The sequence below is a fragment of the Roseimarinus sediminis genome, assembly GCF_050433125.1.
Classification (GTDB): Bacteria; Bacteroidota; Bacteroidia; order Bacteroidales; family Prolixibacteraceae; genus Roseimarinus; species Roseimarinus sediminis.
In genome coordinates this window covers 113325-134159 of the sequence record NZ_JBNPXV010000006.1, presented here as the reverse complement: position 1 = coordinate 134159, position 20835 = coordinate 113325, and the positions used below count along the sequence as shown (strand labels likewise).

Below are 20835 nucleotides of genomic sequence, written 5' to 3'. Positions count from 1 at the left end.
GTCGTTCGACAAACTTCTCAGAATGACACTATTATATTCACTTTCTGCTTATTACAAGACGAATGAATCATGGCCTGCTTTTCCCGGCAACCCTGATCTTTTTGCTTCGCCGATGGGATAAAAGCAATATGCAGTATCCAACCTACATGAGCTAAGCTGCTCATCACTCATGTCTCTAATTGCCTGCAGTAAGATAGGGAGCAAGCCGGCGGTAATTTTCCTCATCGATTAACGAATCGCGCAGAAGAATGTCGACCGATTCAAAGGGGCCATGCTTCGATCGGTGTGCTATCAGTGCCTTTGCCAGTGCCGCACTGCAATAGGGATGACGACTTAGATCCTGTGCATCAGCAAAGTTCAGATCGATCGTTTGGATCTGCTGACTGTCGCAGTGAAGATAAGGCAGAATTTGCTGATAGGTTTCCTCGGGCAGATGATATACCTCGAGCAACTGACTTGTTTGAACGAAACCTCCAAGATAAGCACGGTAACGGCAAATGCGCGATGCGAATACCGGACCAATCCCGGGCAAACGGGTCCATGCCACCGAGTCGGCGGTATTGATCTCCAGCATCGAAATCTTCCTCTGGTATGTTTTGCCGCCTGGTTTTTCAACTTTTGGTGACCGCGAAGTAAAATGGATGAAAGGCAATAGTTGAGCGAGAAAAACAGAATCAACGCCATATACCTTCAATAAATCCTCGGCACGACGAAACTCCGCACCGGCTTCCCTGAATTTAATCAGTGTACCGGCTACCCGGCCATCAAATCCAAGCAGGCGCAAGCTGTCGTATGAAATGGTATTCGGGTCGAAAGGAAATGGTTTGATTGCAGCCTTTGTTTTAAGTTGTCCGCCTGATACGCTACTGTATGGAGCAGGCCTGCCATCACTTTGCCGATGTGCTTTATTCACAGCAACACGACTCAACGAATCGCGCTGTTGCTCAAGCGCAAGGATCTGCTCACCAATTTGATCGATAGCGGCTTTCTGATCGCCCATCAGGGTGGGAAGCAGCATACGCACAATAATCAGCAGCAATAAAAGAACAAGCAAAACAAGCGAACCATTTCGTTCACCTTTCGACATGGCAAAGAAATTTCGGGATACTTTGGGTAGACGCATTGCTTGTTTTTAAATCAAAGTTGATTTAAAATACAGGAAAAAGAAATACTTACTGTTTAAAAGCGCGATACTGTTTGACCAACGGGCTGAAACAAAAGCCCAAGCAAATATTTGCTGACTTGTTATAAGTTAATTAAGCCGATGCTGTTCATAAATACCATGGCAATTGCCAGTGGTGCCAGGTACCTGATAATAAAAAGGTAAACCGAATAATAGCGTACCTTGTACATTCCACCGGCTGATATTTCATTCTTCAGTTGTTTATTTCCAAAAAACCAGGCCACAAAAACAACAATCAGGAATCCGCCCAGAGGAAGCAAAATATTGGACGATACAAAATCAAGCACGCCAAATAAACTGGTGCCTGCAATGGCAATTTCGGGTACTTTATTGAGTGAAAGGCTCGACAACAAACCCAATACCGCAATGCCTGCCGAGGCCAGGAAGGTTGCTCTTCGCCGGCTCAGATTCAGCTCTTCGGTAAAATATGCCACCACCACTTCGAGTATCGAAATGGTGGAAGTAAGGGCTGCCACCGTAAGCAGGAAAAAGAACATCAGCGCAAACAGGTAGCCTCCTTTCATCTGGGCAAAGATATTGGGCAGGGTAAGAAAAACCAGGTCGGGACCCGATTCAGGACTGATACCAAAGGCAAATACTGCCGGAAAAATGGCTACACCAGCCAGAATCGCAATTAGTGTGTCGGAAATGGCCACCGCGGCAGCAGTCGATCCCAGGTTCTCCTTCTTATTAATGTACGATCCGTAGGTTATGAGTGTACCCATTCCGATGCTTAAGGAGAAAAAAGCCTGCCCCAGCGCTTCAAGTACGGTGGAAGTTTTAATCTTTGAAAAATCGGGTTGAAATAGAAATTTGAGTCCTTCGCTGGCGTTGGGCAAGGTAATGGCACGAATATCCAGTATGATTATCAGTACCAATAATACCGGCATTAAAATTTTGGTGTACTTTTCAATTCCCTTTTCAATCCCCGAAAGCACAACACTACCCGACATGGCAATAAAAACAACAGTCCATAACAGGGGTCGCCAGCTGCTGTTTTGAAAGTCACTGAAAAGCGTGGTGATCTGATCGGGACTTTGGCCGCTAAACTGATTGCTTACTGCCTTTACCAGGTACTCAAGGGTCCAGCCGGCCACCACACTGTAAAAAGCGTTGATCATGAAAGCAGCAGCAATTCCCATGATACCAATGTAAAACCATTTTGTTTTTGGCTTCAGCATTCGAAAGGCCCCAAAAGGATTTCGCTGGGTTGCTCTTCCTATGGTTAATTCGGAAATCATTACCGGCAATCCGATGAGTAAAATAAAGCCAAGGTAAATTAACAGGAAGGCACCTCCACCATTCTCGCCGGCAATGTATGGAAAGCGCCATATATTACCCAGGCCGACAGCCGAACCGGCTGTTGCTGCAATTACACCAAATTTACTTCCAAATGAATCGCGGGGAGTTCCACCCGATGGCAGTTGTGACATATTCCTGTTGTTATATTTTGGCACTAAAAATAACAAACTTATAAGATTTGCCCCATGCTTGTGTTTAAAATGATAACATTTTTATGCCGAAGACTGAAAGATAAGAAGTAAATGACCAAAAGTGCTTTTGAAAAGCGGCAGTGAAGTACCCGTTTTAGAATTCAAAAGAAAGGGTTGCCAACATCTGACAACCCTTTGATTTACTAACTTTTATATCGCTGTTATGCTTTGTTGATACAGTTCAGGTCATCGAAAGCCACCTTCAGGCGTTCAACCATTGTTTCCTGACCTTTACGCAACCAAACCCGCGGATCGTAGTATTTCTTGTTGGGTTTATCATCTCCTTCGGGATTACCAATTTGTCCCTGCAGGTATTCGCGGTTGGCTGCTTCAAACTTACGCACTCCGTCCCAGGTAGCCCATTGGGTATCGGTATCGATGTTCATTTTTACTACACCGTAGCCCAGCGATTCGCGAATTTCTTCGTGCGACGATCCACTACCTCCGTGAAAAACGAAGCTTACGGGCAGCTCCTCGCTTAACTGATGCTTTTCTTTAATGTACTCCTGAGAATTCTTTAAAATCTTTGGCTGTAGTTTAACATTACCGGGCTTGTAAACTCCGTGCACATTACCAAAGGCAGCAGCAATGGTAAAGTTGGGAGATACTGTTTTTAATGCCTGATAAAAGCGGTCTACCTCTTCGGGTTGTGTGTAGAGCAAAGAATTGTCGATTCCGGTGTTATCAACACCATCCTCTTCGCCACCGGTAATACCCAGCTCAATTTCGATAAACTGGTCAATTTTGTTCATGCGTTCGAAATATTTCACGCATATTTCAATGTTTTCATCAAGCGGCTCTTCCGAAAGGTCGAGCATGTGAGAGCTGAAAAGTGGTTTGCCTGTTTCGGCAAAATGCTTTTCACTGGCCTCGATGAGACCATCAATCCAGGGCAAAAGTTTTTTGGCGGCATGGTCGGTATGCAAAACCACCCTCACACCGTATGCTTCGGCCAGGGTGTGTACCTGTTTGGCAGCTGCAATGGCCCCTAGTATCTGTGCCTGCTGGCCTTCGAGTTTCAACGCCTTACCAGCCATGAACTGAGCACCACCATTCGACACCTGAATAATAACAGGAGAATTTACCTCTTTGGCCGCTTCCATTACGGCATTGATTGAATCACTGCCTACCACATTGACTGCAGGCAGCGCAAAACCATTGGCTTTGGCATAATCGAAAACATATTTCAGATCGGAGCCGGTTACAACACCTGGTTTTACAACTTCAGAAATTTTCTTCATTCTTCTTATTTTTAAAATGACCAAAGAAACCTTCAACAGACGATCGCAGGTATAAAATCCCAAACGATGTGTGCTGGTTTCAATTGATCAAGGTTGAATATTTTGAATTCGATCAGCTATCTGTTGTAGCTTTGTTTCGTTTAACTTGATAAACGTGCAGGCCCGTCGATTGTTTATTCAAAGCGAAACTTCATTGGCTTTTCGTGTACTTTTTCTGCTTTTTTAAAAACCTGCATCTGAAAGAGTAAGATGATGTTAAGTATAAATTAAGGTATTGCAGTTTAAGCAGCCAGGCGGCCTGTATCAGCATATTTATGGTTAACATTGCGGGTTGAAACCATGAACAAAGCATTCATTGTGCAAATGCAACGAAATTTTACCTTTGCACCTGAATCAACACCCGCTTAAACCACGGGTAAACTTTAGTCAAATTTTTTATTAACAAATAAAACCAAATCAAAATGGCTGTTAGTTATAAAGAGCTCGGACTGGTTAATTCCAAAGAGCTGTTTCAAAAAGCTGTTGATGGCGGATATGCAATACCTGCCTACAACTTCAACAACCTTGAACAAATGCAGGCAATTCTCCTGGCCTGTGTTGAAACCAAATCGCCTGTAATTCTTCAGGTATCGTCGGGTGCACGTAAATATGCCAACTCAACCCTGTTGCGCAACATGGCCCGTGGTGCTGTTGAATACGTAAAAGAACTGGGATGCGAAATTCCTATCGTACTGCACCTCGACCATGGTGACACTTTTGAACTTTGCAAAGATTGTATCGACAATGGATTTTCGTCGGTAATGATCGACGGATCACACCATTCGTATGAAGAAAATGTGGCACTGACCAAAAAAGTGGTGGAATATGCACACGCTCACGATGTAAGCGTTGAAGGCGAACTGGGTGTTTTGGCCGGCGTTGAAGACGACGTGGTGGCTGAGCATTCAACCTACACCAAACCCGAAGAAGTAGAAGACTTTGTAAAACGTACCGGTGTTGACTCACTGGCTATTTCGATCGGAACCTCACACGGTGCGCATAAATTCACCCCTGCACAGTGTACTAAAAATGAAGACGGCGTACTTGTTCCGCCACCATTGAAATTCGAAATCCTCGAAGAAATAGAAAAGCGCATTCCCGGCTTCCCCATTGTACTTCACGGTTCTTCGTCGGTACCGGTTGAATACGTTAAAATCATCAATGAAAACGGTGGTCAGCTCGATGCAGCGGTTGGTATTCCTGAAGAACAACTTCGCAAAGCAGCGTCATCGGCTGTTTGCAAAATCAACATCGACTCCGATGGTCGTTTGGCCATGACGGCAGCCGTACGTCAGGTAATGAATGAAAAACCGGGTGAATTCGATCCGCGTAAATACCTCGGACCTGCACGCGACGAGCTGAAAAAGCTTTACATGCACAAAAACATCAATGTACTGGGTTCGGCCAACAAAGCCTAAAACTGTAGTACGATACAATATTGAAAACCGTTGTCCTTTGCGATGACGGTTTTTTTGTGCCCTGAAAACAGGAAAAAAGTTCCCGGTTGAGAACCGACAAATGTCGGGTGAAATGGTGCAGTGCGGTGAGCTTAGTAGCCTGCCAACTTGCTCCGCAATGGCTTACTCAGGCACTCAAAAAAAAACAATAGGAAACCGTTGCTCGTTGCTCGTTACTTGTTGCTCGTTGCTCGTTGCCTGCACCGTGTAATCCGACCTTAGGAGAATATTTCAACGGGGCTCGTTACTGGTTACTTGGTGCTGGATGCTGGTTGCGCATAGTGAACTTCCAACTTGCTCCGCAATGGCTTACTCAGGCACTCAGGCACTCAGGCACTCAAAAAAAACAATAGGAAACCGTTGCTCGTTGCGGGTTGCTGGTTGCGGGTTGCTGGTTGCTCGTTCAATGAAATTACCTGTTGCAATACTGCGGCAGACTTTCTTACTTGCGAGAACTTCCCATGCAGCCTGCAGCAGACTTTCTCACTTGCGAGAAAGCTTGTCGTAACAATGCAACAGACTTTCTCACTTATGAGAAAGCTTGTCGCAACACTGCAACTGATCTTCTCACTTGTGAGAAAGCTTGCTGCTACTGTGCAACGGCCATTTTCTCCGTAAAAACACATGCACTACTGTTTACTAAAGCATAGTAGGAATGAAAGAGCGCTTCGCTTAGGCAGGGTAGCGGGTAACTCGTTACTGGATGCTGGTTGCGCATAGAGAACTGCCAACTTGCTTCGCAATGGCTTACTCAGGCACTTAGGAACTCAGGAACTCAGGCACTCAGGCACTCAGGCACTAAGGCACCAAGGAGCGCAGGAACTGAAAAAATACCCCCCTCTCCCGATAGCTATCGGGCCCCCTGAAGGGTGGAGGTAGCGCGGAATGATGCGAAGATCTGTGCAATTATCAGAGGAGTGGTAATTTGCTTCGCAATGGCGTTCTTATGAACTTATGCACTCAGGCACTCAGGCACTAAGGTACTCAGGTACTCAGGCACTCAGGCACTCAAAAAAAACAATAAGAAACCGTTGCTCGTTACTTGTTACTCGTTGCTCGTTGCCTGTTGCTCGTTGCCTGCACCGTTAAATGCGACCTTAGGAGAATATTTCAACGGGGCGGCTTGCGGATAGCTTAGTCCGAAGGTTGAGGTTGAGGCTGAGAATGAATTCGGCGAGTCGGAGCCCGCCGTACCCGTTCTTCCGTCTTCAATCTTCTTTCAATCTTCTTTCAATCTTTTGTCAGTCTTCAGTCTTCCATCTTTTGTCTTCAGTATTTTGTCTTCAGTCTTTTGTCTTTTTTCTTTTTTCTTTCGTCTTCAGTCTTCAGTCTTCAATCTTTTGTCTTCAGTCTTCAATCTTTCGTCTTCCATCTTCCATCTCCCATCTTTCATCTACCTCAGAACGGATAGCCAATGGCTATATTGAAATTGACATCGCGCTGATTGAAGCGTCGGTTGGCAGTAATCCAGCGTGCTCCCTCAGGCAGGGAGGGATCGCGTAATTTCAGACCGGCATCGGCACGCAGAATGAAATAGGTGGTGACCAGGCGCAGTCCCATGCCTGTACCAACGGCAAATTCCTTGTAAAAGCGGTCGAAACGAAAGAGGGCACCTTCGCGGTTATCGAACTGATTAATGGCCCAGATATTTCCGGCATCGACAAAGAAAGCTCCTTCAATCATCCAGAACAGATGATAGCGGTATTCGATATTGGCCTCCAGCTTCACATCGGCCGACTGATTGGGATACTCCCCAGCGGCGATGCCATAACTTCCCGGCCCCAGCGAGCGTACCTGCCAGGCTCTGATGCCGTTGGCTCCTCCGGTAAAATAGCGTTTTTCAAAAGGAATCACATTAAAATTTCCATAAGGATAGGCCAGCCCTCCAAAAATTCGCGTTGCCACGGCATTGTACTTATCGAAACGGTAACCGTACCTGAAATCGATATCACTTTTGAGATACTGGGCAAAACGGGTATCGAAATACTGATAATACTCCGACCGATCGAGCGAAGCAGGATCCTGTGTGCTGACTTTTTCGCGCCCGGTGAGCGCACTGTAGGCCCATAAAAAGTTGCCGGCTGCTTCAAAATTTGCTCTCAGATAATGATAGTAGGGACGGCGGTTAAAATCCTGATTGTTAAAAGTAAAACTATACGAGCTGGCCGAAATAATGTGGTCGGTATAACTGCTTTTAATGTATAAGTCCTTGATTGAATTAATGAAATCGGGATTCAGGCTGAAGATCCTTACTGCATTTAAATCGAGCAGGTTAAAACTGTGTTCTGTAAAACGACTGGTACGCCAGCGATATGCCAGGGTCGAATTCACAATGGTACGGGTATAATCGGGCCGGTTCTGATAATTATAGGCCAGCGATATGCTGGTAAAAGGCATCGAATAAAGATTAAAACGTTCTTCCCTCACAGGAAACAGAAACCCGGGTACGGTCAGCTTTACAGCTCCTCCATATTCCCTGGTATTGAATTCCATGTTCTGCTCATCGATTACCGTAATTTGCCTTTCGGTAGCCCCTTTCACCGTGATATCGAATATTTCGGCCCCACCCAGCAGGTTGCGGTGCTGATAGTTAATATTCCCCGCAATTCCGAGGTTGCCCGATGTATTGGTTCCTTCAATATCGAAGGAGTAGTTTTGTTTCACCTGCAAAGGAAGAAAGATCCGGCCCTGCAGCAGGGGACCCAGCGAATCGCTTACCTCGTTAAGTTCCTGGTATTGTATATTCACAAATTTAAACTGCCTGAGTGCATACAGATTGTTGTAACTTTTGTCTTCTTTTCGTTTACTGTAACGTTCGCCCGGATCGATCTCAATCGATTTCATCAGCAGATTCTGACTGATGGGCAGTTTTCCATTGTGCAAAAAAGTAAATCCACCGGCATGGGTTGTATCGAGGTAATCTTTTAACTGACCATCTCCATTCTCAGCACGCTGCTTATCGATGTACACCAGGTAGCGATCGACATGGTAGGTTTGATGCACCGTGTCGGGTGCCTGACTGTTCACATTGGCTTTCTCTACAATGAGGTCAACGTTCACCTTTTGTTGGAACAGGGTGGTATCGACGCGGTAATGGATGTATTCTTCAGCAAACTTAAAATAGCCTTCATTTCGCAGGAGGAGGGCAATGCGCTCCCTTTCCTTTTCAAGCAGGTCGACATCGAACACAGCGCCCTCCCTGATAAGCGACTCCTTCCTGTTTTGCATGATGAGCGGCAAGAGGGTCTGATCTTTTATTTCATAACTGATATTCCGGATCAGGTAGGGGTCTCCGCTTTGAATCTGAAAAAGTACTTTGGCCTTTTTGGAGCTAAAAATCACAGAATCTTCTACCACCGCCTGGTAATAGCCCTTATTGTTGAGATACTGTGTCAATTGCTGTTTCGACCGGTTCTTCAAACCGCTGTCGTAAATAACCGGTGGCTCTCCAATATTCTTCAACCATCCGCTTTCCTTCTTTTGAGAAGAAAGATTGTACAACCACAAATGAAATTTGAATAAACCCAGTATCTTAAGGTTTTCCTCCTGCCGCAAATGGGTATGCAATTCCTCCTTGCTGATGGCATCGTTATCAATTTTAATTTCAATATCGTTTAGCAGGTAACGGTTATCGGGAACATATTTTGTAGTTTTACAGGCAAACAACAAAAACAGTAAGAGCAGAGGCCAGGTCCTTATTATATTTCGAAACAGATCGTTCACCAGTTATTGTTCGTTTGGATTATTCATCGCTAAAACCAAAAAGTATTCCAGTTTTAAAAAAACATGCTAAGCAAAAATAAGATAAAGTTTATTCAATCCCTTTCAAGGAAAAAAAAACGTGAGCAGGAAGGACTGTTTTTAGCCGAAGGGGAAAAAGTGATCGGGGAATTACTCGCTTCGGGTATGCGTTTTCACAGCATTGTTAGCAGCCGGCCCGAAAACTTTGCTCATTGGAAAACCGACTTCGAACTAATCGAAGCCGAAGCCGAAGCACTGAAAAAAATCAGTCTGCTGAAAACGCCGCCATCAGCTGTGGCCTTGGTATATCAAAAAGCAAGCCGGCTTTCCGACATCGATCTCAACAGCTCGCTGGTGCTGGCACTCAACGAAATTCAGGATCCCGGAAACCTGGGAACCATTATCCGCCTTGCTTCATGGTTTGGCATCCGGCACCTTGTGTGCGATCACAACACGGCCGACTGTTACAATCCAAAAGTCATTCAGTCGACCATGGGAGCCATTGCCCACGTCGATGTACATTATACCCAGCTTGCCGACTTTCTTCTTCAGGCAAAGGAGAAGGGGATTCCGCTGTATGGAACTTTCCTCGATGGAGAAAATATTTACGAAACACCGCTCAGCAATAATGGGGTGGTAATCATGGGGAACGAAGGCAAAGGCATTGCTGCTGATCTTGAAAAACTGATTGACCGACGCCTGTTCATTCCTTCGTTTGCTGATGCCGGGCGGGTTGAATCGCTGAATGTATCAATGGCTGCTTCGATTATTTGTTCTGAATTCAGACGCCGCACTATTTGATCATTCGTGCCACGCTTTCGGCCACCCTTTCACCATCGACTGCCGACGAAACAATGCCCCCCGAATAACCCGATCCTTCACCACAGGGATACAAGCCGCTTACTTTAACATGCTCGAGCGTTTCTTCATTCCGCGGAATGCGAACCGGTGACGAAGTTCGTGTTTCAACTCCAAGAATTATTGCCTCGTTGGTAAGAAAACCATGTGCCCTGCTGTCCATTTTACGAAAACCTGACTGCAGGCGTTCGCGAATAAAGGCAGGCATCCAGGCATGCATGTCCGAAGGGGCAACTCCCGGATGATACGAACTCGATGGCAGGGACGAGGAGCTCATTCCTTTCACAAAATCGTTCAGACGTTGCGCCGGAGCAATTTGTGAGTTTTGGGCCATTTTATAACACTGGTGCTCGAGATCTTCCTGAAACTTCAATCCGGCCATTTCGCGGTGATGACCATAGCGCTTCAGGTCTTCATGCTGTACTTCGACCACAATGCCCGAATTGGCCCATTTGCCGCCACGGTGCGAAGGCGACATGCCATTTACCACCAGTTCGTCGTTCGAAGTGGCAGCAGGCACTACAACACCGCCCGGGCACATGCAGAAAGAGTAAACACCACGGCCATCGACCTGCTCGGCAAAGCTGTAGGCCGCTGCCGGCAAATAAGGTCCGCGGTCGTTGCGGTGGTACTGAATGGTGTCAATCAGTTGCTGGGGATGCTCTACCCGCACGCCTACTGCAAAGGGCTTGGCTTCGAGATGAATGCCCCGCTTCCGGAGCAGATGATAAATGTCGCGCGCCGAATGCCCGGTGGCCAGTATCACGGCCTTGCCGCTAAAGCGCTCTCCGCTTGCTGTACTTACTCCTACTACCCTGTCGTTGCTAACGATGAAGTCGGTCACCCGTTGCCTGAAATGAATTTCTCCTCCGGCCTCCAGAATCGTCTTTCGGATGTTCTTCACCACTTTGGGCAACACATTGGTCCCGATGTGCGGATGGGCATCAATTAAAATATCACTTTGGGCTCCATGCTGAAACAGCACTTCAATAATTTTGCGGATGTCGCCGCGCTTCTTCGAGCGGGTGTAGAGCTTTCCATCGGAAAAAGTTCCGGCTCCACCTTCGCCATAGCCATAATTTGAATCGGGATGAACGGCTTCGTTCCGGTGAATGGCAGCAATGTCGGCTTTGCGCTCCGACACTTTCTTGCCCCTTTCGACAATCACCGGCTTTACGCCCAGCTCGATCAGGCGAAGGGCTGCAAATAAACCTGCCGGTCCGGCACCCACAATCACCACCTCGGGAGCCTTGCTCACATCGGGGTATTCATACACTACCCTTTCATCAACAGGCTCCTCTCCAACATAAACCCTTACGCCCAGATTGATGCGCACATTCCGGCTTCGGGCATCGATTGAACGCCGAAACACGTCAAGATGTGTTATTTCGCTTTCTGCAATTCCGAATTTCACAGCCACCGACCGCAGCAACTCATCGTGTGTTGCAGCTACTTTCGGACTGACTGTAATGTTAAGCTCCCTGATCAAACGTAAAATTTTTAAACTATTCGAAATGAAAACTGAGTACCAGCATGTGGGTATTCAGCTTCTTAAAAGTCTGATTAAAATATTTGGGCTGAGGATCGAGCGGCGGCTCTGCCAGTGCATTGTTCAAGCCAAAACTGTACTTCACTTCGGTCGACAACCTGAAGAACTGCAGGTACATGTCCCAACCCAGTCCGGCTTCGGCATAAACCCCCGGTTTTTTCAGCCGTAGCAACTCCTCCTGTGCCGATTTTGAAATGTCGTAACGCAATGCCATTCCACCAATAATATAAGGACGCTGGTTGATGATCCGCTTCGATTTGTACTTGATAAGGAGTGGAAAATCGAGATAGGTTGCCCTTAGCTGATAGTGTTCGACATTCGAAGGTTCGTTTAAATCGTGAATGGGCACGTTGTAAGCCACCCGACGGTTTCCAAACGACAAACCGGGAAGAAAACGAAGATCGAGGTTTTCACTCAAACGCAGGTTCGAAACAATGCCTACCGTAAAACCCGGTGTTAAGGCGTCGATGTCGGCACGTACGGCCCGGCCCACCGAATCGAGTTCGGCCAGATAAACCGGATTCACTTCCGAGGGATCAAAAGCCGGGTTTTCATCAAGGGTGGCATAATGACTAAAACCCATGTCGAGCGTATTGATCCCCAAAGTAAAACCAAAATGAATCTGCCGATCGTCGAAGGTAGTCAGGTTGGGAACGCCCCACATTTGTGCCATAGACCCCAGGCTCAGCAACAGAAAAAGCGTTAGTAAATGAAATCTCTTCACAGTTTTTATTTTTTATAACCGCTAAAAAGCTAAAAAATTGTGTTGTATGCCTGCTACCTGCACAGGCACTTTCCTTTTCACATTGAACAAAACCCCCACTACTCCTTTTCACCGATGTAGATGCTGGCAATTCCAAAGCTCAGCGAAATCCTTCTTGTATTTTTAAATCCGCACGAACGCATGATTTCCAAAAAATCATCGCCGCTGGGAAAGGCCCTGATCGACTCGGGCAAATAACGATAGGCCCTGTCGTCTTGCGAAACCAGCTTCCCAATAAATGGTAATAAATGAAAGGAATAAAAATGATAAAATTGTTTAACGGGAAAAGCAACAGGCTTCGAAAATTCAAGTACCAGCAAAGGCTGATCACTTTTCAATACGCGGGCGATCTCGGATAATCCTTTGGGTAAATCTTCAAAGTTGCGCACCCCAAAGGCGACCATCGCTGCATCGAAATGATTGTCGGCAAAGGCTATTTTTTCAGCATCGCCCACCAGCATTTGTATGGAAGCATTCAATGCCCGCTGTTCCATTTTCTGCTGACCAACAGCAATCATCTGATCCGACAAATCGATGCCTACCACCTGCTTAATTCCCTTTTTCACCGCCATGATGGCCAGATCGCCGGTACCGGTAGCCATGTCGAGCACACGATTCGGCTGATACTTCAACAATTCCTTAATCACTCTTTTGCGCCACGAAATATCGATTCCCAGCGAAAGGAAGTGATTTAAAAAGTCATAACTACGGGCAATGTTGTTAAACATTGCCCGTACCTCGCTTTTTTTACTGTTCGATTGATTATACGGTTGTACCAATTTTCAGTGTTTATAATGATTCCGACATTTTGTCGATGTAACCAAACGATTCATCATCAATTCTGATTTCACCACGGGTAACATGCCCAAGGGTAAAGAAGGGAATCTTCGATTCGAAAACCAGATCGACAAATTCGTCTTCCACATCGGGGTCGACGCCCACGAAGATGCGGCCCATCGACTCGCCAAACAGGAAGGAATCGATGCGGGTTTCAGCAGCTGTGGTAATGTCGAAGCCCAAACCATTGACCCAGCCGGCACGTAAAAGTGAAAAGAAAAGCCCGCCACGACCTACCGGACTGGCACTCATAATCAGATTTTCTTCAATCAGATCTTTAATCACTTTATGCAGTTTCACCTCAAAATCGAGATCAAATGCTGGCAGCGGTGAATTGGTGATACCATGGTAAAACTCAAGGTAATCGCTCGATCCCAAATCGTCCATCGGACGGCCCAGGAGGAAGATGTTGTTTCCCTTGGTTTTAAAATCGATGCTGGTCGCTTTCACTTCGCCCTTTTTATCACGCTGAACCTGACCAAGAAGCGTCACGATGAGTGTAGGCGACTGCGTGCCGTGCTCTTCAAAATAATCGAAACGAATTTTGCGTTCCTGAATTTTTAAGTCATAGGCATCGGCCACCCGCTCGAGGCCCGCTTTAATTCCCGATGCGATGTAGTTGCCATTGGGATCGCTGAAGTTAATGTGATACACCAGCGCCGAAACGGCAATGGGCTTTGCCCCGTAACATACCATCTTCCTTACCGCTTTGGTTACCAGAATCTCGGCTGCCTTTTGCGGATCGGAAACCAGATGATGATGCATGGCATGGGTAGTCATCGATAAAAGCGATGATCCATCGTTCAGCTCTATAATGTTTGAATCGATCAATTCTTTAGAATCGATTTTTAAACCTCCTGCCCCATCGGTAAAATCGTTGAAGTAATTCAATGGTGAGAGATTGGGGTTCACCATCAGATTCATCATAATGTCGTTGATATCTTCCGGTTCGGGAAGGGAATTTAGATCGAATTCCAAATTTTCAGTACCTTGTTCCATCTTGCTTATTTTTTTCGTAACAAATTTAACGATTGCCAGCCAGAAACCAGAATGATTGTCAAATTTCTGATATTTTAATCTGATTCAATAATGTTATATCTTAGCCAGATAATCGAAACAAGATTAGAACCAAACAGTTTGTTTCTGGTTCATTTAAAAATAAAAAGATGAAACGAGCATGCTTCTGTTGCTCACTAAAAGGCATGAATGAGCACATGCGAGTTCCACGGCCTTAGCAATTCACAGTTTGCTTTTTGAGATATTAATTTGAAAAACTGATGTTTAATTTAATTTTATTCCAGTGAAGACAATCGCCCTCATTACCGGAGCCACTTCAGGAATTGGCAGAGCCACAGCAAAAGTTTTGGCTGCAAATAATTTCAACCTGATACTTACCGGCCGTCGTGAAAAGCTGCTGCAGGAGATCGAAGAAGAAATCATCAAGGCCAGCGACGCCGAAGTTTACACCATCGCTTTCGACATTCGCAATTACGAGGAAACAGAAAATGCCATTAACAGCCTTCCCGAAGAATGGAAAAACATCGGACTGTTGATCAACAATGCCGGACTGGCTTCGGGCCTCGACCCTGTGCACGAAGCCCGGCTGAGTGATTGGGAAAGCATGATCGACACCAATGTTAAAGGCCTTTTGTATATTACCCGGCTCATCAGCCCCCGCATGGTGGAAGCTGCTTCGGGGCACATTATCAACATCTCCTCCATTGCAGGCCGTGAGGCCTACCCCAACGGAAGTGTTTACTGTGCCACCAAGCATGCCGTTGAAGCCATTACAAAGAGCATGCGGCTCGACTTGCTGAAATACGGGATCAAGGTAGGAAGTATCAGTCCGGGCATGGTCGAAACCGAATTCTCGCTGGTTCGTTTTCATGGCGACAATGAGAAAGCAGCTAAAGTATACGAAGGATTGACTCCCCTCTTCGCTGAAGACATTGCCGAAGCCATCCTGTTTATGGCCACCCGCCCGCCGCATGTCAACATCGACGATCTGCTGATTATGCCCACTGCGCAGGGCTCGGCCCGCGATGTACACCGGAATGGTCGTTTATAGTAGAGACGCACTATGGTGCGTCTCTACATTGGTCATTGAATAAAAAATGGTTTCCTATAGTAACACGCTTTTAAGCTCTTCTTCAAACTCTGATGGTGTTATAATTTTAGCAGATTTGAATGGATTATGCTCAATTAAATCCTTATCGCCAGTTACCAAATAATCAGCTTTCGAAAAATCAATCAAGTCTAACAGAAAGTTGTCTTTCGGATCCCGGCAAATAAAATAGGTTGGTTTTATTTCAACCTTTTTTGCGATGGTTTCCAGCAGTTCTATCAATTCCTTTACGCTTTCTTTGGGAAAATACTTTTTCAATTTTTCACGACTCGTAACCATTTTGATCTCGGTCAACAGTTGTTCTGTCGTAATAATTAACAAACGGCCGTCAGATATGTACTGTTTAATTTTCAGCAAACTACTACCAATCAAGAAACTAATCCAAACATTTGTATCAAAGATAACTTTAACCTTTTCGTTTTTCATAAATTTCCTGTCTTACACTTTCCACCTCACTTGTTATCGATATCAAGTCCGGATCTTTTGCTTCAAATGCCGTTAACAAACGAGACAATTTTGTATCAATAAGCTCTTTTTCCAATTCTCTTGTCAACTGTATTTTTTGTTGTTTGGGCAGTTGCCTAACCAATGAAAGGATTTGTTCAAATGTGATATCTATTTGCATTGCCGTTTTCATCTTTAAAGTTTTTCTAATTGTTATCCAAATTTACAAAATTATAACACTAACAGCTAATTAAACAGCAAAGCCGGATAGAAGAATAAGTCATCTAAAGTGTTTGATCTATTTCTGAGTTCAGGAATTGGAAACAGGAGTGTAAATCGCTGTGGTTTTTAATGATTTGTAAGCTTATCATTCATTGAAATCCAGCCTAATGGCCGGGACACAGTTCACAGCACTGCGCCAGCTTAGGAGGGTTAGAACTCGCCTGCTCACTTCATAGCCTTTTTGTGTTGTTGCTTATACCAAACATTTTTCGGTTGGCAAAAAAATAGAGAACCGTTCTCTTCAAAAAGAACGGTTCCCTATTTTTACTCGCGTGCCATTAGCATTTCAAGGCATTTTTCGCTTAATACATAATTCTCATTATTTCGCCAATACTTAATTATTCCATACGTTTTACTATACAAAACTGAATCCACTTTTCCTTCAAATATTTTTTCATCATTCTTAAACCATGGCGTTTTATATAAATCGCACAACTCATAAGAGCCTAATGTATAAGAATAGCCACTATTCTCTTTCTTAATAAAATTAAAAACCCAGTTATCTTCTCCACCAGTATGATAATAATAACACATATAATGCGTTATATCATAAATACTAGAGATTATATTTATATCAAAACAAATTTTCGTTGCATCACTCGCGCATATTTCATGAATAGTCCCACAGTATTCTGTAACATCACTTTCTTCAGATGTAGGATTCATATGAGGCTTGTATACTTCCGACTCGGAAACATAAAACGAATCGACACAATCATTACTCTCATAAACAAGGGTATCCCCTTTTTCTATTAAGGGATGCTCGTAAGGGTCGAATACCTCCTCTTTGTCTCCCAGGTTGAACAAATTGCATTGTGCAAAACCAAACAGTAGCAGAAATATTCCACCGCTATTTCTTAAATATTTTTTCCACTTTTTCATAGCCTTGACGGGTTGTTGCTTTTACAATATACATTCCCGGAGGAAGTTCGTTAAGTGTAAAGGTATAATTTCCTGTGCGGCAAAGCTGATCGCCAATAACAACAACATGCTCAGGGTTATTTTTTTTGGCTTCATCGATTTGTGTTTAAATTTTATTATCAAAGTTGTTAGCGCTTTAGTTGGTTTTTAAAGACACACCTTAAAAGCTTTCGCCATATAGGTTCTTTTCAATTCACAGCAAACACTAATAGGTTATTATCATTTTTTCGGATTACAAATCCTATTGTTTATTAGCGCGGATTGCAAATTCTATACAACTGCTCGTAAGTCTTAGATTATCAACAGCAAAAAAACTTCCAAAAATCCAGTTGTTCTATCGTTTTTAATAAGATTTTGCGCTTATTGGGTGAAACCGCACTAGCTGGTTGCACTAGTCAACCTTTTTAATCGTCATATAATAATATCTGCTTTCATCATGAGTAATCCATTTTATTTGAAAGCCTTTGTAATTAAATTCTTTATCTGGCAGAACTATGCTTCTTCCTGGCTTTTCTTCTGCATATCTTACCATTATTGGTATTTCTTTAAATGGATAATTGGGAGATAATTCAAAGGGTTTATTAAGTGCTGCAGTAAACCTTTTTCCATTTACTTTATATTCAAATTTATATACCCTGCTAGACATTCTTCCCGCGGGGTAAGCGTAAAATGCAATTACTTCTTTGCCATTGTTTTTCAGATAGTTATTACATCTGCTTGCATTTCTGCCACCAATAATAAAGAATGGAGAAATTAATGACAATATGATTAGCATTGCTAAAGCAAAATGTTTAAATTTTGGCTCAATTTCTTTATTCATATTTTGTCCACCATTGTTCTTCATAATTATCGTTTTCCCATCTTTGTTTTTCAATATTGTAGTAATAGTTATTTCCTCTCATTACATCATTATAAATAGAATGATTCCAATTATTAAGTGCCGGAGATGCCAGTGTTTTTACAGCGAAGTTTTGTAATCTTTCAGAAAATTTGTCTGACAACATATCTCCAACCATTTTTTTAGGCAAAACCTTATCAATTCCAAAATCATAAGTTTTACCAAGGGTTAAAGATGTTATGTTACTTGCCCACAACTCAGCATTTATTTCGTCTCTTGATTTTGATGTATTCCAGCCAGTTCCAGGTTTATAATCAACATGGGCTTTTGCTGTGTTTGAACCAAATATTGCTGCAGCTTTTAATCCAAATCCAATTTTAGCGTACTTTGGAAGTTTAGTTATTTTACCTATTCCTAGTGTTGCTGCATCTGTTAAACCGGATATACCAACATCAACAAAGTCAATATCATTCCACAATGCATCTCCCCAGTTTATTTTTTGACCCATCGATTTTTGAGTTGATATATTATCTATAAACTGAGAAGCATAATCTATTGTAGCACCCCATAAAAAAGCATCAACATAGATAAGAACTGGTGCTGCAGGTGGAAAAAGCAAACTAAAAAACCAATCACCATTTTGATCAGTATACTTCAACGGGTTATTTAAGCAATAGCTGTATCGGTTATAGCTTTGGGTATTACCGGGCTGTTGTACAAAGTTATCAGGATTTAGGAAACGGCCAATACGGGGTTCCCGCCAAACGCGGGATAAACTCCCAAACGGCCGTTCATATTTATAAGTTTGAATGCGGTCATGTGCTTCCCGGTACCGCTTCGCTTACCGGGATTAGTTCGGCCAACTGTTTATGGTTCGTTCCTCTCCCATTAACAGGGCCTCACTGAACGTGCCCTGTAAAACCTCGGTTGGCAAACAGAGGTGGTTCGTCACTTGTATCGTAGTTGCTCCAATCACTCGGTTTACGGCGGCGCCCCCAAGCATCAAAGCTGTATTCTTGTATCGTACCATCATTGCTATTCCTAATTTCAGTAATGGTTCCGAGGTGATCGCGGAAGATGGAATACACTACGGGTGTACCTCCATTCACAAAAATGTCTGAACTATGATTCATACGATTGAAATGATTCACGTGATGATTTAGTAAGTTCAAATATAATCATGGTAATCCAATAATCATAAAAATCAAAGTTGAGACAATTTACCAGCCCCGCGAGTCAGGCAAGGCTGGGATTATTGTGCTTGCTTGCGCCATAAATCAGTTGTATGTATTTGTTGCCTACTTCTCGTCACAGACGAGAAACAGCTTCCACCTCGTTTCCGCTTCGCTCAAACGAGTCCCTATGTTTGTAATTGTGCTTTGAATAAGAGAAGCATAAGCCAAAAGAGTATTAATTTTGATTAAATCACTAATCTATAATATTCAATGACTTATGCTTACACAAAGAACTGAATTAGATTTCAAAGGACAAAATATTTTTGTCGGAATTGATGTTCATCTTAAAAGTTGGAATGTTACTATCTTAACGGAAGAATTGGCACACAAAACCTTCACACAGCCACCATCTGTGGAAGCTTTAGTTAACTATTTAAACCGTAACTTTCCGGGAGGAAGGTATAACTCGGTATACGAAGCCGGCTTTTGTGGTTTTTGGACACATTACAAACTGAAAAAAATGGGGATAAACAACATCGTAATCAACCCAGCGGACGTTCCCACTTCGCAAAAAGAACAATTGCAGAAAGATGATCCGACCGATAGCCGTAAACTTGCACGTTCGTTGCGCGCAAAAGAACTAAAAGCAATCTATGTTCCTGATCCTGAAACATTGGAAGACCGGTCACTGGTGCGTATGCGTGCAACACTAGTAAAAGACATGACAAGGTTTAAGCAACGGATAAAATCGTTCCTCTACTTTTATGGAATACAATATCCACCACAATTTGAAAAGTCGGGTTCCCACTGGTCAAAACGTTTTATACAATGGCTCAGCGAAGAGGTTATTTTGCAACATGATTCCGGCACAAAAACACTACGGCTATTGGTACAAGAGGTTGAACAACAAAGGAAGCTTTTGCTTGAAGTAATGATACGGATTAGAGAGATGTCCCGAAGTGAAAAATATGCCGAAAACATAAAATTATTGCGAACCATCCCAGGCATCGGACCCATAACAGCCATCTCATTCTTAGTGGAAATAGAAAGTATTGAACGATTTGAAAATACCGATCATTTTGCAGGGTTCGTAGGATTAGTGCCAAACTATCACTCTTCAGGTGAAAAGTCGAATAATGGGGAAATGACTTTCCGTGGACAAAAGACACTAAAAAGTTTGTTGATCGAAAGTGGATGGACTGCGGCAAGACATGATCCAGCTTTAATTTTAAGCTATCATAGCTACATCCAGCGAATGGAACACAACAAAGCGGTTGTAAGGATAGCCCGAAAAGTACTGAACCGAATGTATTACGTATTGAAAAATAAAACAGAATATGTATCAGGAGTTGTCAAATAAGTCCTTAGAAACAATGAAAAAATCAAAGTGACCGCTAACTCCACCTTGCAGCTAGTCTGCTTAACGAGAATGCGGCACTTTACCTATCGAAACTGAATCAGGGAAATGTAGCTTGGTCTACTGATAGAAGGTTGTTTTGTAGGACTTATAATTATATGACGGCAAAAGAAAACGAAAAATGGGTTTTCTTAGCCATGCAAGGATTCCTGTATAAAGGAAAAAGGAGGCACGAAACCTCCCTTTATACAGTGTATCCGTAAAGAGTATTGCTCGCAGGTTGCCCCCCGGCATTGCCTGTTTCCTCTTCCTCTTTACAAGAAACAAAGATAATGTTCTAAAAAACAAAAACATAGGAGAAAATATTTTCTCAAAAATAATGCTCTTAAAATTTGGATTACAACATAGAAGGTGGAGTGCGGAATAATACGACAACTGTGTGACTTTGGGGTGCCCTCTCAACAGAATAAGTAGTAAAGTATTATGAAACACTGACAATAGAACTTACAGGAAATAACTCTTTAAAGCTTTA

Annotated in this window: 18 protein-coding genes; 4 read left to right on the top strand and 14 right to left on the bottom strand. The window is 43.6% G+C overall.

All coding sequences use genetic code 11. The features are described 5' to 3' along the window. Positions 1–175: 175 nt before the first annotated feature. The 3 genes from FHS86_RS09435 to fbaA form a co-directional block, all read right to left on the bottom strand. Positions 176–1123, bottom strand: a complete 948-nt coding sequence (locus FHS86_RS09435) for a ComEA family DNA-binding protein (protein ID WP_429412760.1) — start codon at positions 1121–1123, stop codon at positions 176–178. 122 nt (positions 1124–1245) lie between these two features. Continuing rightward, entirely contained in the window at positions 1246–2616 is a 1371-nt protein-coding gene (locus tag FHS86_RS09430) for a sodium-dependent transporter (RefSeq protein ID WP_429412759.1), read from the bottom strand. Between the two features lie 221 nt (positions 2617–2837). Further along, a complete protein-coding gene (gene fbaA / locus FHS86_RS09425; protein WP_429412758.1) occupies positions 2838–3917 on the bottom strand; it encodes a class II fructose-bisphosphate aldolase in 1080 nt (359 codons plus the stop codon). Between the two features lie 461 nt (positions 3918–4378). On the opposite strand from fbaA, the gene FHS86_RS09420 reads away from it, so the two are divergent. Beyond that, positions 4379–5374, top strand: coding sequence for a class II fructose-bisphosphate aldolase (locus FHS86_RS09420; RefSeq protein ID WP_429412757.1), 996 nt, complete (start codon positions 4379–4381; stop codon positions 5372–5374). 1437 nt (positions 5375–6811) lie between these two features. Here the strand turns inward: FHS86_RS09420 and tamL are convergent. Then, a complete protein-coding gene (gene tamL, locus FHS86_RS09415) occupies positions 6812–9136 on the bottom strand; it encodes a translocation and assembly module lipoprotein TamL (protein ID WP_429412756.1) in 2325 nt (774 codons plus the stop codon). A gap of 63 nt (positions 9137–9199) precedes the next feature. On the opposite strand from tamL, the gene FHS86_RS09410 reads away from it, so the two are divergent. Further along, positions 9200–9955 carry a TrmH family RNA methyltransferase gene (locus tag FHS86_RS09410; protein ID WP_429412755.1) on the top strand — a complete coding sequence of 252 codons (756 nt, stop codon included), beginning with the start codon at positions 9200–9202 and terminating at the stop codon, positions 9953–9955. Here the strand turns inward: FHS86_RS09410 and FHS86_RS09405 are convergent. The 4 genes from FHS86_RS09405 to FHS86_RS09390 form a co-directional block, all read right to left on the bottom strand. Further along, positions 9948–11501 carry an NAD(P)/FAD-dependent oxidoreductase gene (locus FHS86_RS09405; RefSeq protein ID WP_429412754.1) on the bottom strand — a complete coding sequence of 518 codons (1554 nt, stop codon included), beginning with the start codon at positions 11499–11501 and terminating at the stop codon, positions 9948–9950. The genes FHS86_RS09410 and FHS86_RS09405 overlap by 8 nt on opposite strands. Positions 11502–11517: 16 nt before the next feature. Beyond that, positions 11518–12285: a type IX secretion/gliding motility protein PorT/SprT gene (porT, locus tag FHS86_RS09400; protein WP_429412753.1), complete on the bottom strand. Its 768-nt coding sequence runs from the start codon at positions 12283–12285 to the stop codon at positions 11518–11520. Between the two features lie 98 nt (positions 12286–12383). Further along, a complete protein-coding gene (gene ubiE, locus FHS86_RS09395) occupies positions 12384–13103 on the bottom strand; it encodes a bifunctional demethylmenaquinone methyltransferase/2-methoxy-6-polyprenyl-1,4-benzoquinol methylase UbiE (protein ID WP_429412752.1) in 720 nt (239 codons plus the stop codon). A gap of 10 nt (positions 13104–13113) precedes the next feature. After that, complete coding sequence (locus FHS86_RS09390) at positions 13114–14160, bottom strand: AIR synthase-related protein (protein WP_429412751.1); 1047 nt, start codon at positions 14158–14160, stop codon at positions 13114–13116. Between the two features lie 301 nt (positions 14161–14461). On the opposite strand from FHS86_RS09390, the gene FHS86_RS09385 reads away from it, so the two are divergent. Continuing rightward, the gene (locus FHS86_RS09385) at positions 14462–15229 is read left to right on the top strand and encodes an SDR family oxidoreductase (protein ID WP_429412750.1); all 768 of its coding nucleotides are present in this window, start codon (positions 14462–14464) and stop codon (positions 15227–15229) included. 54 nt (positions 15230–15283) lie between these two features. Here the strand turns inward: FHS86_RS09385 and FHS86_RS09380 are convergent, their stop codons facing one another. The 6 genes from FHS86_RS09380 to FHS86_RS09355 all read right to left on the bottom strand — a co-directional run bounded on the left by FHS86_RS09380 (position 15284) and on the right by FHS86_RS09355 (position 18904). After that, positions 15284–15712, bottom strand: coding sequence for a putative toxin-antitoxin system toxin component, PIN family (locus FHS86_RS09380; protein WP_429412749.1), 429 nt, complete (start codon positions 15710–15712; stop codon positions 15284–15286). Then, entirely contained in the window at positions 15693–15923 is a 231-nt protein-coding gene (gene vap15 / locus FHS86_RS09375) for a type II toxin-antitoxin system VapB15 family antitoxin (RefSeq protein ID WP_429412748.1), read from the bottom strand. Before vap15 ends, FHS86_RS09380 begins: the two co-directional genes overlap by 20 nt. 353 nt (positions 15924–16276) lie before the next feature. Further along, positions 16277–16894, bottom strand: coding sequence for a hypothetical protein (locus FHS86_RS09370; RefSeq protein WP_429412747.1), 618 nt, complete (start codon positions 16892–16894; stop codon positions 16277–16279). 430 nt (positions 16895–17324) lie between these two features. Next, positions 17325–17753 (bottom strand): hypothetical protein, encoded by a 429-nt coding sequence (locus tag FHS86_RS09365; protein ID WP_429412746.1) that lies wholly within the window; start codon positions 17751–17753, stop codon positions 17325–17327. Further along, the gene (locus FHS86_RS09360) at positions 17746–18519 is read right to left on the bottom strand and encodes an RHS repeat-associated core domain-containing protein (protein WP_429412937.1); all 774 of its coding nucleotides are present in this window, start codon (positions 18517–18519) and stop codon (positions 17746–17748) included. The genes FHS86_RS09365 and FHS86_RS09360 overlap by 8 nt, the downstream gene beginning before the upstream one ends. A 151-nt stretch (positions 18520–18670) precedes the next feature. After that, positions 18671–18904 carry a hypothetical protein gene (locus FHS86_RS09355; RefSeq protein WP_429412745.1) on the bottom strand — a complete coding sequence of 78 codons (234 nt, stop codon included), beginning with the start codon at positions 18902–18904 and terminating at the stop codon, positions 18671–18673. A 319-nt stretch (positions 18905–19223) separates the two neighbouring features. On the opposite strand from FHS86_RS09355, the gene FHS86_RS09350 reads away from it, so the two are divergent. Beyond that, positions 19224–20306 carry an IS110 family RNA-guided transposase gene (locus FHS86_RS09350; RefSeq protein ID WP_429412744.1) on the top strand — a complete coding sequence of 361 codons (1083 nt, stop codon included), beginning with the start codon at positions 19224–19226 and terminating at the stop codon, positions 20304–20306. Positions 20307–20835 lie beyond the last annotated feature (529 nt).